Raw genomic sequence first — 13,239 nt, 5'->3', positions numbered from 1 at the left:
GCTAGGGCTTTTCCGCTGTAACAGGTTCATCACCCAGCGCGGTGGTATCAATATCTTCATCCGTGGATTGCTCTTCTTCGGCAACCGGCGCCAGCATGCCGGAGAGCAGCTTGATCTGCATTTCCGCTTTGCCAATCGCTTCCGGCGGCCAGGTACTCATCACCTGCTGGTGGAGTTCCTCTTCAGATGGCCCTTTAGGATCGTTATGCCAGAGCGAGAGCGCAATCAGGCGCGCGCCTGCGCGAATACTCATACTGACCAGCCCGGCGGACATTTTCTGGTCATCCACGTCATCAGAAATGGCGGATAAGGCTTTTTCTTCTGCGGCCAGATATTCGAGATAAGTAATGCGCTGCAATGCCGACAATTCGGTGATCGGCACCGTAGCGCCGTTATGGGTAAATTCGTCTTTTTTCAGAAACATGCTCATTCCTCTGTTATCAGGAAGCCGTCACGGTGGTTTTGCAGGTCGCCACAAAATTACCGTCATTACTCATGACAATAATGTCGGCAGCACCAGCTGCCACGCCGGTGACGATCAGAGATTTGCCACTCACGGCCACCGTCGCTTTCGAGCTATCCGAGGTCGCTGCGCGGAACGACTGCATCGACGCGCTGGCAGGCAGGAAAGTAACATTTAGCGTTGTGGTGGCGCCGACTGCCACGCTGGCCGTTGCCTTATCGAGTTTGATCCCGGTCACCGCGATCGGCGGATTACCGCTTTCTTCCGCCAGTTCAGGTTTCCCGGTATTGGTGATTTTGGCTGTACGGGTGATCACTTCCTTCGCGGGAATGGCTTTACCCAAGCTACTGCACCACCCTTTGAACACATCAACGGTGCCATTCGGGTATTTAATTTTGTAGGCCCGCACATCGCCATCGACAAACCAGGCCACCAGCGACTTTTGCCCCTCTTCCCCTAGCTTCCAGGCCAGGGTTAAAGACGTTTCACCTGCCGATTTTGCCCCCTGCGCTGTCGCAGTCCAGTCTGCGTTTTCATCGTCAAGGTATGTGTCATCGTAGGATTCCGCCGTCATTTCGCCCGGCGTCAGTTCCTTAATTTTCGCCAGATGTTGCCAGTCAGCATCTGAAAGCGGGTTAGCGTAGGGATTTCCCGTTCCGGTATACAGCCAGAGCGTGGTACCGGCCCCTTTTACCGGGGCCATTGGATTAGGAGTTGCCATAAAATTCCTTATCTAAAATAAGTGAGGGTATAGGTCAGATCGACCGATCCCCAGGTGGCCATTTCGTCATCCCGCTGGTAGTCGTAGCCCATGGGGATCATCGTTTCGATTAAGGGGAATAGCGCCGGAATAGTTTCGAGGGCCGGATACACCTTCTCTTCCATCCACGCATCCAGCGCGCTATCCGGCGTGGTGGATTTCAGAAATACCTCGATATGAAGGACTGCTTGCCAGCTATCCTCATCCAGGCTTTCTCCCGTGTATTCGGCATCCGTCAGATAGACTGCGAGCGCCGGTAGATCCTGCTCTTCCAGAAAGACAGGGCGTCCGTCAAACCATGTCACGCGGTCCGGAATGGACGTCTTTAACTGGTCCAGAACAGCAAGACGAATAGCGGTGTGTTTGCTCATCGCTTCAGGTGGATCCTCAGTTGATTTTTCAGCGCGGACGACAGCTCCTTCGGCATGTCACTGTCGATAAGCTGCTTTGATATAGCGGTGAAGTTTTGGGTTAACGGGGTTTCGAGAGGAACTTTTACAACATCAATCGGATAGCGGGATTTGCCCAGACGGTGCATCACCTGCCACCGCCCGTTCGCAAGCTGCTGGATAAATGCATTTTTGAAAATGTACGGTCCAACACGAAGCACGCTCCCGCGCCCGCGTTTTTCGCCTTTTCGCCTCGAAAGCTGCACCCGTGCAGCACCCAGTTTGATTGCAGGCAGGTTCCCTCTGTTAATACGAATGGCTGCCACCAGACGATCAGGTTTCGCGCGCTTAAGACGTGACCGCTGCCGGACCAGCCTCACCGGTAACCCTTTTTTGCGGTTATCACCAACCGTTGCCTCTTTCGCCACCTTGCGGCTACCTTGCGTAATCGTCCGCCCGGCAACCCGGTTAAGCGCCTGCGCGGTAGCCGTCGGTACCATCAGTCGGCTCAGACTGTTCAGATTCTGGATAGCACGCTCAAGACCTTTCAGAGACATGATTCACTCCAGCCAGATTTGAGGCTTCCCGTTAAAAAGCTGATAGCGGGTAACGATCCAGTCTTTACCGTCATATTCCACGGCATCGTTTCTGGCGGGCCGATAACCAGCAGCAAACACGACCAGCACCGTGGCGGCTCCGGAAAGTGCGCCCATCTCCTCCAGCAACTCAGCAGGCACGACGTCAACGCTTATGCCGTTAATGACCGCTTCCTTGCCCATTTTTTTGAGGGTGGCGGCATCCATCCGGGCCGCCATCTTGTCGAAAGGGTTAGGCATTGATCTTGACGTCAATGACGGTACTGTTTGCGCCCGCATCTTCCCAGGCAACCCCAGCAAAAACTGCGTCTGTTGCTTCCAGCTGTACCTTGCCCGCCTTGAAATACACCTTCTTTCCCGCTTCAATTTCATCAGCGGGCAGCTTCGGCAGCTGGAATACCCCTTCAGTAAGACCATCGCCAGTGTCGCCGCCGGGAATATCAGTGATCGCGATAGCAATCAGCTCACCGACAACAACAGCTGCCCCACTCAGAATCGGTTCCTGTCCGGCATTAACCAGATGAATCGTCTTTCCTTCCTGCACAAAGTTTTTAGCCATAACATCTCCTGGCAGCCCCGCAGGGCTGATTTCAGGTATAAAAAAAGCCCTGATGGGCTAATGAGATTTGAGTTGGCAGAGAATTACTTGCCAGTTGATTTCGCCAGGCCGCGGAAGTCTAACGGCGCAACACCCGCATCGATACGCACCTTCGTGGCGATCCCGTCGGTATTGAAACCTTCCTGCTGGTCAATGTAAGGCGTGTCAACACCATTCAGATAAGCTACTTCGATGGTATCGGTGCCTTTCGCAGCGGCCAGGTACCAGGCGTTCGGATCCTTGTCATCCAGCCGTGCTTCAGCAATCACTTCGGCAAAGTTCTGGATAGGGTTAATGATCCCGGCGTTAATATCTGCGCCCTTAACGCTTGCCGATTTAATGGTCTGACTGGCAATCGTTTCGAGCCCTACCGGCACCAGCATGTAAGCTGGACGAATATTCAGCGATCGTTCCCCTTCTTTCTGCAGGCGCATCAGTTTGCGGGCATCATCAATGCTCGAAACAGAAATGGCGCCAGAGGAGAGGTTTTTGTGATCCGCATGGAACAGCGATTTGCCGTCGGACAGTTTCGGGTTATCCAGCAGAATCGCATATACCAAATCACCAATGGTAGCTTTCGCAGCACGTCCCATTTTCGCCGGGACGTCAGTCAATGCGTTCAGATCATCGTTGATAATCGCCTGGCGGGTAATTGAGAAAATTTCCCCATAGGTAGCCAGTGCGATCGTTTCGCCTTTATCGCCCGTGGTCACATATTTATATTCAGCCCCTTCGCGAACCTTGCGGAGGGAGTTAAAACCGCCCATTCCCACGCGGTGAGCAGTTTTAAAATCAGACAACTGACCTTTCTTCGTCCACAGATCAAAGGTCTCTGCTGCCTCATCCCACCCCTGCAGAAGCGCCTTATTCGCCACGTCGAGCAGAATATTGCCAAAATCAGAGGTGCTGTGAGTCAATGCCAGGCCAACCATCTGCATCGGATTGTAACTGGCGACCCCGATACCGCGTTCCGTCAGTGCCATACGCGCATACTCACGTAGCGTCATCCCGTTGTACACGTTATCGCGCTCCTGATTTTCATACCCTGCACGGGCCATCAGCGCCTGGCGGATGCCATCGCCAACAAAATTCCCGTTCCCGGCATAAATGTGCGGCTGTTCGCTTTTGTTCGATGGAGTAGCAGCCTTGCCCAGAGCAGCCAGCAGAACATCTTTCGCCTGCTCCACAGTGCAATCGGGGTCCGCAATACACTGGTTTTGCAGCTCCTGGTGCTTACCGCTGAACATAGCAAACAGATCATTAATCCCGTTCACACGGTTACGCTGTTCGGCATAAACCTGCGCCCGGATAGCATTCTCATCCACAGCGGCAGGCTGAGGGGCGGTAGGTTGGTGTGCCTGAGGTTGTGGTACAGGCTGCTGCGGTTCGCGCTGGGTGGAATTACGCGGCGGGGTGACCATATTACGAATGCTGTTTGGCATTTTTTCAAATTCCTCAATACGTTTTGAATGAATACAGGCCATTGCCTGAAGGGATGGGATCACCTGGTCAGCAAAACCCATGGCAAGGCATTCAGCGCCATCCAGCCAGGTTTCGTCTTCCAGCATTGCGGCAATCTCATCAGAGGTTTTTCCGGTTTTTGCTGCATAGGCGGGGATTAAGACCGATTCAACTTTATCCAGCAAATCAGCGTAGTCGCGCATGTCGTTGGCATCGCCGCCGGCAAAGCCCCATGGCTTATGGATCATCATCATGGTGTTTTCCGGCATGATGACCGGATTACCCACCATTGCGATGACAGAAGCCATGGAGGCAGCCAGGCCATCGATGTGAACGGTGATTGCGGCGCCGTGATGTTTCAGGGCATTAAAAATGGCGATGCCATCAAAGACATCGCCACCAGGCGAGTTAATGTGAAGATTAATATGGCTGACATCACCCAGCGCTTTAAGGTCGTTAACAAACTGTTTGGCCGTCACTCCCCAATAACCAATTTCATCATAGATATAGATATCCGCTTCGTTGTTGGCGCTCGCCTTCATACGGAACCACGTATTACTTTTTACGCTGGCTTTCGGACGTTGAAGCGTCCAGGTCTTTGGCATCGGCACTGGTGCCTCCTCTGTCATTGGCAGGATCAGTATCAAATATCAGCCCCTGCTCACGGTTTTCATCGATTTCGGCCTTCCGGCGTGCTTTCACATCATCGGGATGACGCCCGCTGGCACGAACCCAGTCTGATTCCGTCGCAGCGCCACCGCGTATTTGAGCCTTCCAGGCATTAGCCTCCTTGACGGGATCAATCCATGGCATGACCGGGCCGGAATACACAGCGGTGTATAAGGACTCATTATCCAGCCCGCGTGGTAACGTGATTTGGCCGCTGGCGACAGCCATCTTCAGCCAGGCGCGATACATCGGACGTGTCACGGCGCCAATAAACCAGTCTTGGAGAATGAGATATCCGTCTGTCGATTCCACCAGCTCCTGCCGCTGAGCACTGTAAGTGCCGTTATAGTTTCTGGCGGTACTGGAAAAACTCAGACGGCTGCCCGCGGACACAGCTCGCAGCTGGCCGTTGCGGAAGGTTTCAAGATTGGGATTCGGGCGATCGGATTTGACCATGCCGATATCCTCGCCGGGCAGCAGGTCGTCGTAGATAATGCCGGGCTGAATATTCAGCTCACGATCATCATCCTTACCGGCGTTTTCATCCCAGCTTTGCCCATCCCCTTTTTTGATATACATCCCAAGGGCGGCGGCGATGCGTGCTGCAGTCAGTTCAGCATCTTCGTACTCTTTCAGAGCACTGAGTCGCATAAGAACGCCGGACAAAAGCGACGTTCCGCGCGTCTGATGCAGCCGGCGGACAAACTTCAGGTGGAGCATGTTTTCCGCATCAACCCGTTTCGTTTCCAGTTGCCTGCCAGAGACCGGCAGGCTTTTATAAACCAGATAGCCCTTTGGCCTGCCCCAGTTATCGGTATATACCCCCTGATTTAGCTTGTCTGACTCGTTGCTGGTCTGGGGAACAAAATCAGCCTCAAGCGCTTCCAGCCAGAACGGCACCCCGGCGGTAGGCGTCAGGCCATTGCCTGTGCCGCTGACGATCTGTGCAAAAACCTCCCCGTCGCGCAACCAGCTGCGTAACATCAGGCGCTCCAGCATGGGGCGGGTAAACTGATGGGTCACTTCCGGTCGAATAGACCATTCCCCCCATTTCTGCCGGATATCCGCCGCCAGCTTTTTAGCGATCTTGCCATTCTTGAGCTTCGGATGCGGCTCCACGATAATCCCGCTCTTACCTACCACCCGCTCTTCAAGCTTATCGAAAATGCCAATCACTAAATCGTGGTTATTATCAAGCCACCTCGCCTGCTCACGGAGAGAGACGGCCCCCATCTTGCTGAGCTGGTCAGCGGAACGATTCTCTCTTCGGGCTTTGTGGGTGCGGGTGGGCTTAACGGCTTCATATGCCTGTATCATGGCGCGGGATCTTAGCCTCGCAGCCTTCCAGCCAGGAGAAATGACACCTATCGCATCATCAAGTAAAGACATTAAAACCTCGCCAGTTTGTAGCCAGGCCGCCCCCGGCGCTGATTATTCAGGGAAGTAAGACGCCGCTCCCACTCCTGCCGCCCTTTACGGATTTCGGACAGGTTTTCCATGGTCATTTCCTGACCGTTAAATTTGATGGATTTGCCATCAAGTACCGCCATCTCCGCTTCGGCATAGCGCTGGATCATGGCCTCAATATCACTTTTATTCATAACCAGCCTCCTGAGGTGGCCCATGGGTTAGCATCATCAGTTACGGTTTTTTTGCGTTTGCGCTTTTTGGCCTGGACCGGCGCTGGCGCCGGGGGTGCTTCTTCGCCAGTTTCCGGCGGCACGTTCTCCATCCACGTTTCGCGCCGCGCCCAGTCAGGCGCATCAGGCCATTTAATTTTTTCGTATCCGCGAAGGATAACCAGCGCATCAGCGTAAACCAGCAGGTCAAAAGCTTCGTTGGCGCCGCGACCCGGCTTGCTCCATTTGCCATCAGAATCACGCTCCTCATAAGTCAGTTCGTCGTAAAACCAGCTTCCCAGCCACTTCGGGAAATGGATGTAGTTCGGTCCGGGGGTATCGCGCCATAAGGCGTTGTTTACCCGGTCTTTGAGGTCATTGGTTTGCAGCAGATAAAGAGGAACATCCCCGGCGGCTTTCGCCCGGCGCGCTGAACGGCCGGTGTTATCTGGCAGGGATTGGGTGATCAGCTTTTCGCGTCGATGACCGTCACCTTTAAACAGGCAAACATTCCGGCCAATTCCCTCCCGACGGCATTTACGCCAGAATCGATAGGCATTATCGGTGACACCATCTTCACCGCCGGAATCGACTGCCATTGCCATCAGGCGCATACACCGGCGGGGATCGGATGCCATTCGCCACGTCTTGTAAAAGACATCAGTCAGCAGCAGATCCCAGTCCTCCGGGTAACTGGCTGGGTCGATAGGCAGGCTTTCACCGTTCGCGTCGCACCGGAGTGACTGGCGAATGTTGTAACGGTCCACCAGCCACCGTTCGCCCATGCTTCCGTAGCCAGTAACCTGAACGACAAAGCGGCGATTACGTCCCCCCTGCACGTCGACAGTCGCCACCAGGAAACAAACACCATCAGGCACACAACGTTTCGGGACATCCTCGGCCCGCTGTTCGAGCAATTCGCTTTTACGCTGTTCGGTACTGGCGCGCGGAAGATAAGGGCGACCAAAGTCAGTGTTAACGACCGTTTTTAGTGTCTCTTCGCTTTGGGTTTTTTCGTATTCCTGCTCAGCCGCCAGATATTTATAAATTAGCTGTGACCAGGTCTGGTAAGCAGCTGCTGGCCCTTCCATCCAGAAAGAAGCAATGCGTGACCGCCGGCCCTCCCCTGTAATGTTTCCTTCCCGATCAATTGACTGCCCGTCACGTAACCAGACGCTTTTCATGTTCAGCTCGCGCTTCATCGCAGGAAGCACTTTTCCTTTGCAGGCCGGGCATTGCAGATAGGCCGCTTCGCTGGCTGTGACCAGGTCTGTCGTGTCACGGTAGCCCGTCATGTTGGCAACTTCAGGCTGAAAATATTCCCCACAATGCGGGCAAGGCCAGTAAAGCCGCCGGCGGTCGCCGCGGTTATACAGCGACAACACGCCCGTCGTGGGAGGTGCTTCATGGGGTGAACTCTGCCGCCATTTCGTATCGAGAATGTCGCGGCCCGGTGAGCTTTCGACCAGGGTCATACCCGAAGACATAAACGTAGTAGTACGCTTGGAGGCAAGCGAGAATCCGTCCCCCTCCCCGTCGATGTCTTCCGGGAAGCGGTCGTAGTCGGTCAGCGCAACAAATTTATAGTCCGACGAGGACATAATATTGACTGAGGGCCAGCCAAGTTTCAGATAGTTACCAGCGCGGAAAGTACGATCGTGAACGTTGTTATCGTTACGACGCGGACTCAATCTGGTTTTTACTTCAGGGCTACATCTGAATGTCCGGTCAAGACGTTTTTTCGAGTGTTCACGCGCTTTCTCTTCGGAGACCTGAATAACCAGCATATCCGCCGGATCACAAACGATGCTGTATACAATCCAGCCATCAATCAGGCCAATAGTCTTACCCGTTCGTGCCGGGCCGACAAACACCACAGCATCATACTCGCGTGACGCCAGGCAATTCATTGGCTCGATAACATAAGGGGCCAGATTAGGATCCCACGGGACCGAGTTACCGGCGCCCATTGGCACACGCATATACTCGGCCACCGCGTCGGCAACCAGCATGCGGCGTGGCGCGCGTAAAATTCCGGAGACATCCCGACGGATCCCCCTGGCGGATGCCCGCTTTGCCATCAGTCCTCCTCTGGCTCTTCCTCCTCTGCTTCGGCTTCCATGACCTTCTGGGCCATCTGGTCGCGCAAATCGTCAATCACACTCTGCACCCGGGCAACCGCTGCAGGGGAAAGCGCACAATCGCGCTCGAGTACATCAGGGAGGGTTTCCAGCACCATCACTACAGCTTTTGCCATGACTGAAAACTCCCTGGCAACTTCATCTGCCGGGATCAGTTGCCCCGTATCCTGCTCAAACTTGATCCGCTCGTTCTCTGCTTTCCAGTGCGCCAGCCTGTCAGCCGGCGGCATGTCCTCAAGATTTGTTGAAACCGTGGGGATCATTAACTCAGCCAGAACGTCGGTAACTAAATACAGTTTTAGTTTGCTGTTGCTGCCCAGCGCAGGCTCAACATTTTTCAACCTGGCGGCCACCGTCTGACGATGGACATTGGTTATGCCCGCCAGCTGATTGATATTCAGCTTTAGAGAAGCGATTTCCTGATCCATGATGGTGAGCACTTTTTAACCGATTCGACATCATTGCAAAACAGGACTCAATAAAATCAATAACCTGTGCAAATGATGATGATGACCATGGATCCAGAAAACCAGCCGATTCCCGCGAGCGCGCCGCCCCGTGGAAGGCCACCCCGCCGGGAGGACCCATTAGATAATGATTATCGTTTGTAATTGCTGGGCAATTATCGAGGCCGCTCATTGAACAGCCTCTGTGAATACTCAGCCTGCAGATGCGCCACCGTCGGCCTGCAATACACTTTCAGGGATACGCTCCGCCAACGGCACATTGTTGAAGATCTTCAAACCACTGAATCCAAGGTATGTAGAGGACTGGCTGACGTTACCCGCGATAAAGTCGCTCACATCTGCCATCAATCCATTAACGACGGCATCGGTATTCACTCGCCAGTAGTTTTCGAGGGCAATCAACAATGGATCTGAGCCATTGCTTATCGTTTGTTCACCAACGGAATAACCCTTCTTACCGGACTTGTCAGTAATGCATTGCAGCGTATTGCTCTGCACAGACACCATGTCTGTATTGTTTACCTGCACAGTGAACATTGCGACTTTACTCCCCTCATCACTCGTGCTGGATGCATAGAACAGTGTGAGGGTTAGATCATTACGGTTAAACATTACTGGCTCCTGTTACGGTTACAATTGCGATGACGGGAACGGCGTTCTGCCCTGGGGGCACTATCATCAGGAGGCATAAGCTCTCCTTCCTTCACTGTCACCGTTTTTTCGGCGGCCGCTGGTGGCTGCGCCGGTTCTGCCGGGACATATGGCTCACCACCAGCCTCAATCTCAACCTTGAGATACGGGTTAGTTTTCATACTGTGTGTGAAGTGAACCGCGCTTACCGGCAAATCCATGTAGGATTTACCATCCCGCTCGAGGGCCACCAGCTTCCCGTCTACGTATTCAATTTTTAAGCTCTTCATCATGTACCTTTGCGAATAAAAAAGCCCCGCAGATGCGAGGCTACTGGTTAAATATCAGGGTGTTACTGTGAAAGCTCAGAGTGTAAGGTTGCGGCTCAGCCTATCTGTGGTGGGACACAGTTAAACATTGTACTTGCAGAGGAATGGCTGATTAGCTCTGCTTAAGGAATAGATATGATCAAGAAGCATATACGCCTAGAAATGGAATCAAACGCCCAAACAATCGACGAATTGAACAAGGAAATTGGGCAATTGAAATGTGTCGTTGGTTTTTTGATGACTCAATTAACACCTGATTCCAGGCAGGCTGTCATTGATAACTTGAAAGAATTTGGACTAAATGATTCAGCCAAGGAATTTACTCAGTTCCTTTAAAAATTGCCAAACCTACTATATTAATTTTCCAACCTTGTGAATGATTGGGTTGGGTCTCAGGCGTAATAGTGGATTCATCCCTTTCGCCTGAGACAGATTCAAATCTTGAAAATGTAAGTTTTAGCGTTTTCATGTTGTTGTTCCTCATTTTTATCCCCGACAAGGGATATCGGTTATTTTATCCCTTATCGGGGATAGACGTTCGCGCCGATTCGTAAATCCGCTCACAGGTCATTCCTGTTTCCCCTGATTGGTTTTATCAAATATTTTCGTCCAGGATGTCCTCAAACCATTAAACCGACTAAAAAAAGGCCGCATAGGTATGCGACCTTTGGTTAGTAACAGTTAGAAACCTAAAATCTCTCAGGAGCCACCCAGGAGAGATTTTCTGCTTGCTAAATGACCTCTGCCGTTTCGGTGTTGGCTGGCAGTGGTAACGTGAGGATAGCTTCATTTCAGCCATCGATATCATTTAAATGGATGAATAGCTTATTAGACTAGTAATTCGCGATTCTCAAGAACATTAACCAGAACAACAGACGTCTGTGCTTATTTTTTTAGCGCAATGATCCGTTAGTCACCAGTAACTAACATATTATTCGATGGTTCCTTAGACAGTGACCCATAAATCTAATTGTTTAATGTACCATTGGATGGGCACACAAATAACCACACCATCCCCAAAGTTAACAGATTTGATAACACACCCTTGTGGCGGAAAAAATTCCGCACCAGTCTGGGGCCGGATCGAGCGCTCAATGCCGTAACGATAACCGCATGGTAGTTGTGGTAGTAAGTTTACTGTCATGAGTGGCTACTTAGTTAAGAGTGGTTTGAGATCCTATAGTGCATGACTCCCCCTGAATTAGATACAAACATTTCGATGCTGAAAGCTTGAATGTCTTGTTTTCAGATTTTTTGTTCACTTAAGGCCACTTATTTCATGTGCTATGCCTGTTACTTACTCACCGCCCGATAGTACGCCTGCCAGCGATACTTATCCAAACGGAGCTGGCGCAGGCATTGAGCGGTTTCTACATCAGACTGTAAATCTTCATCGCTGTCATTCCCTGCGTCACTTGCTTTGCACGGCGGACTCATCAAATCCGGGGATGGAGTTGGCAGCATCGATGGCGCGCTGACGCAACTGCACAGCAGCATCATCAAACCTACACACAGTACGATTCGGAGACTGAACATATTTCACCACGTCGCGGGTTATTGTTTTGTAGATGACCTTACCCGCTTCGTTAGCAGTAGCGGCCTTTTCCTCTACAGGCTTAATGGCATTCTCGGCCTTCTCTCTCTTCTTCGCAGCCTGAGCATTGATGTGATCAGCGTGGGAACTCCATCCCATACGCCATGAAATGGCACAGGACATTAGCAGGATTGCTATTGCGATGATAACGGCGGTTAAGCGACTCATCTTTGCTCCCATAAACACACTTCACGCTCAATTTCCCTCCGGGTAATAAGTCCTTTCCACTGCTTACCTTTGGCATAGGTCCAGCGGCGCAGCTGATCACACGCACCTTTCTGGTCACCCTGGTTGATTTTGCGAAGCAGAGTAGAGGTCTGGAAGTTCCCGGCTCCAACGTTATAGGCGAATGAGTACAGAGCCCCACGCATTGTTTCTGGGATCGGTTTTTTGATGTAAGGGTTGATCTGCCTGGCGACGGTATTCAGGTCTTTATTTAGTAGCGCCCGACACTCTGCCTCGGTATAGGTTTTGCCGAGCATGATGTCTTTACCTGTGTGGCCGTAACAAACCGTCCAGACACCTACCACATCCTGATAAGGGTCGTATCGCACTCCCTCAAGCCCATCATTACCCATAGGGCCAGTGATGAGTGCAGAGGCAATCGCCAGGGCCCCGCCGCCGACTGCCGCAAGAACACTTTTACGTAGTGTCGGAGACATTATTCACCTCGCACAGCTTTTCGCCGGTCTTCTTTAATTTTGAAATACAGATTCGTCAGGTATGTCAGCAAGCCAAATACCAGACTTCCCAGAACACCGATCGCGGCCCACTGAGATGGGGATACTTTGTCGAGCAATTGCAACATCCAGAACCCCGCGTTACCTGCGGACGTTCCGTAGGCAATACCTGTTGTTAGCTTGTCCATTCGATACATACTCCACCTCCGGGTTAACGGGGTGCTTTGTGCGTGTAGGGGTCAGGCTCATCGGGCTGATTTAACAACGAGCCGTATCGATGATGATTCCCGTGAGCCTGAAACGAAAAAGGCCCGCGAATGCGCAGCCTCAAATGATTTGTTCCTCAGCTTGCCGGGGAGACTTATTCATGGCGAAAAAAAGCCCGCTCAGAGGGGCGGGCAGAAGGTAGGCAATACTGATTCTTCAACGGAACGAGGCGCACCTAATAGTCCGAGCTACCGATTTACCAGGAGATCTCTCGTTTTCCGTTACTACCTTTTAAACATAGCTGGAGAAGCCGAAACGGCAACTCCGCTACAAAATAGCTTAGTAGCATTGCATGGTGCCGGGTGCCTCCCGGTGAGCATGTCCCAGTCGACATGGCCCGCGCTGCATTTACAGATCACTGTAAGTGACTGGTCGCCCCACCGCATAGGGGGATTCACCATGTCGATAATCTAATTTGTAAACTTTGTGTTAGTCAATATGTAACACGCTGTCAAAGGCACCAGAAGATGCTTACTTACGATGTGTCGTGCAGCACATCTCAACCCAAGAGCCCTGACCGGAGTGCAGAAATGACAAAGCCCCGGCGATTAACAAGGCTTGGGAATTATGTGTATC

18 protein-coding genes are annotated in these 13,239 nt (G+C 52.2%); 1 reads left to right on the top strand and 17 read right to left on the bottom strand.

The window, feature by feature from the left end:
• Position 1: 1 nt before the first annotated feature.
• The 13 genes from gpG to MKR05_RS06080 all read right to left on the bottom strand — a co-directional run bounded on the left by gpG (position 2) and on the right by MKR05_RS06080 (position 10,083).
• Positions 2-430: a phage tail assembly chaperone G gene (gene gpG, locus MKR05_RS06140; protein ID WP_075043163.1), complete on the bottom strand. Its 429-nt coding sequence runs from the start codon at positions 428-430 to the stop codon at positions 2-4.
• A 10-nt stretch (positions 431-440) separates the two neighbouring features.
• The gene (locus MKR05_RS06135; protein WP_284118174.1) at positions 441-1,184 is read right to left on the bottom strand and encodes a phage tail protein; all 744 of its coding nucleotides are present in this window, start codon (positions 1,182-1,184) and stop codon (positions 441-443) included.
• 8 nt (positions 1,185-1,192) lie between these two features.
• A complete protein-coding gene (locus MKR05_RS06130) occupies positions 1,193-1,594 on the bottom strand; it encodes a phage minor tail U family protein (protein ID WP_016530350.1) in 402 nt (133 codons plus the stop codon).
• Entirely contained in the window at positions 1,591-2,169 is a 579-nt protein-coding gene (locus MKR05_RS06125; RefSeq protein ID WP_064149688.1) for a phage tail protein, read from the bottom strand. Before MKR05_RS06125 ends, MKR05_RS06130 begins: the two co-directional genes overlap by 4 nt.
• A gap of 3 nt (positions 2,170-2,172) precedes the next feature.
• Positions 2,173-2,415 carry a DNA breaking-rejoining protein gene (locus MKR05_RS06120; RefSeq protein ID WP_232555608.1) on the bottom strand — a complete coding sequence of 81 codons (243 nt, stop codon included), beginning with the start codon at positions 2,413-2,415 and terminating at the stop codon, positions 2,173-2,175.
• A 25-nt stretch (positions 2,416-2,440) separates the two neighbouring features.
• The gene (locus tag MKR05_RS06115; protein ID WP_075647422.1) at positions 2,441-2,767 is read right to left on the bottom strand and encodes a DUF2190 family protein; all 327 of its coding nucleotides are present in this window, start codon (positions 2,765-2,767) and stop codon (positions 2,441-2,443) included.
• 83 nt (positions 2,768-2,850) lie between these two features.
• A complete protein-coding gene (locus tag MKR05_RS06110; RefSeq protein WP_409254877.1) occupies positions 2,851-4,872 on the bottom strand; it encodes a ClpP-like prohead protease/major capsid protein fusion protein in 2,022 nt (673 codons plus the stop codon).
• Positions 4,823-6,325 carry a phage portal protein gene (locus MKR05_RS06105; protein WP_284118175.1) on the bottom strand — a complete coding sequence of 501 codons (1,503 nt, stop codon included), beginning with the start codon at positions 6,323-6,325 and terminating at the stop codon, positions 4,823-4,825. Before MKR05_RS06105 ends, MKR05_RS06110 begins: the two co-directional genes overlap by 50 nt.
• Positions 6,325-6,537, bottom strand: a complete 213-nt coding sequence (locus tag MKR05_RS06100; RefSeq protein WP_023342890.1) for a hypothetical protein — start codon at positions 6,535-6,537, stop codon at positions 6,325-6,327. The genes MKR05_RS06105 and MKR05_RS06100 overlap by 1 nt, the downstream gene beginning before the upstream one ends.
• Positions 6,534-8,636, bottom strand: coding sequence for a phage terminase large subunit family protein (locus tag MKR05_RS06095; RefSeq protein WP_284118177.1), 2,103 nt, complete (start codon positions 8,634-8,636; stop codon positions 6,534-6,536). The genes MKR05_RS06100 and MKR05_RS06095 overlap by 4 nt, the downstream gene beginning before the upstream one ends.
• Entirely contained in the window at positions 8,636-9,124 is a 489-nt protein-coding gene (locus MKR05_RS06090) for a DUF1441 family protein (protein WP_284118178.1), read from the bottom strand. The genes MKR05_RS06095 and MKR05_RS06090 overlap by 1 nt, the downstream gene beginning before the upstream one ends.
• A 231-nt stretch (positions 9,125-9,355) precedes the next feature.
• The gene (locus MKR05_RS06085; RefSeq protein WP_284118179.1) at positions 9,356-9,775 is read right to left on the bottom strand and encodes a hypothetical protein; all 420 of its coding nucleotides are present in this window, start codon (positions 9,773-9,775) and stop codon (positions 9,356-9,358) included.
• Complete coding sequence (locus tag MKR05_RS06080; RefSeq protein ID WP_284118180.1) at positions 9,775-10,083, bottom strand: hypothetical protein; 309 nt, start codon at positions 10,081-10,083, stop codon at positions 9,775-9,777. The genes MKR05_RS06085 and MKR05_RS06080 overlap by 1 nt, the downstream gene beginning before the upstream one ends.
• A 174-nt stretch (positions 10,084-10,257) precedes the next feature.
• On the opposite strand from MKR05_RS06080, the gene MKR05_RS06075 reads away from it, so the two are divergent.
• Positions 10,258-10,458 (top strand): hypothetical protein, encoded by a 201-nt coding sequence (locus MKR05_RS06075; RefSeq protein ID WP_016160651.1) that lies wholly within the window; start codon positions 10,258-10,260, stop codon positions 10,456-10,458.
• On the opposite strand, the gene MKR05_RS06070 is transcribed toward MKR05_RS06075, so the two are convergent.
• The 4 genes from MKR05_RS06070 to MKR05_RS06055 all read right to left on the bottom strand — a co-directional run bounded on the left by MKR05_RS06070 (position 10,442) and on the right by MKR05_RS06055 (position 12,593).
• On the bottom strand, positions 10,442-10,591 hold the full coding sequence (locus MKR05_RS06070; RefSeq protein WP_156732021.1) for a hypothetical protein: 150 nt from the start codon (positions 10,589-10,591) through the stop codon (positions 10,442-10,444). The two genes, MKR05_RS06075 and MKR05_RS06070, sit on opposite strands and share 17 nt — an antisense overlap.
• Positions 10,592-11,533: 942 nt before the next feature.
• On the bottom strand, positions 11,534-11,884 hold the full coding sequence (locus MKR05_RS06065) for a hypothetical protein (protein WP_016160650.1): 351 nt from the start codon (positions 11,882-11,884) through the stop codon (positions 11,534-11,536).
• A complete protein-coding gene (locus tag MKR05_RS06060; RefSeq protein WP_048289200.1) occupies positions 11,881-12,378 on the bottom strand; it encodes a lysozyme in 498 nt (165 codons plus the stop codon). The genes MKR05_RS06065 and MKR05_RS06060 overlap by 4 nt, the downstream gene beginning before the upstream one ends.
• Positions 12,378-12,593 (bottom strand): class II holin family protein, encoded by a 216-nt coding sequence (locus tag MKR05_RS06055; protein ID WP_017880269.1) that lies wholly within the window; start codon positions 12,591-12,593, stop codon positions 12,378-12,380. Before MKR05_RS06055 ends, MKR05_RS06060 begins: the two co-directional genes overlap by 1 nt.
• Positions 12,594-13,239 lie beyond the last annotated feature (646 nt).

It is taken from the genome of Klebsiella sp. K5-204 (assembly GCF_030128585.1).
In the GTDB taxonomy this organism is placed as follows: domain Bacteria; phylum Pseudomonadota; class Gammaproteobacteria; order Enterobacterales; family Enterobacteriaceae; genus Klebsiella; species Klebsiella quasipneumoniae.
This window is presented reverse-complemented; position numbering and strand designations above follow the sequence as displayed.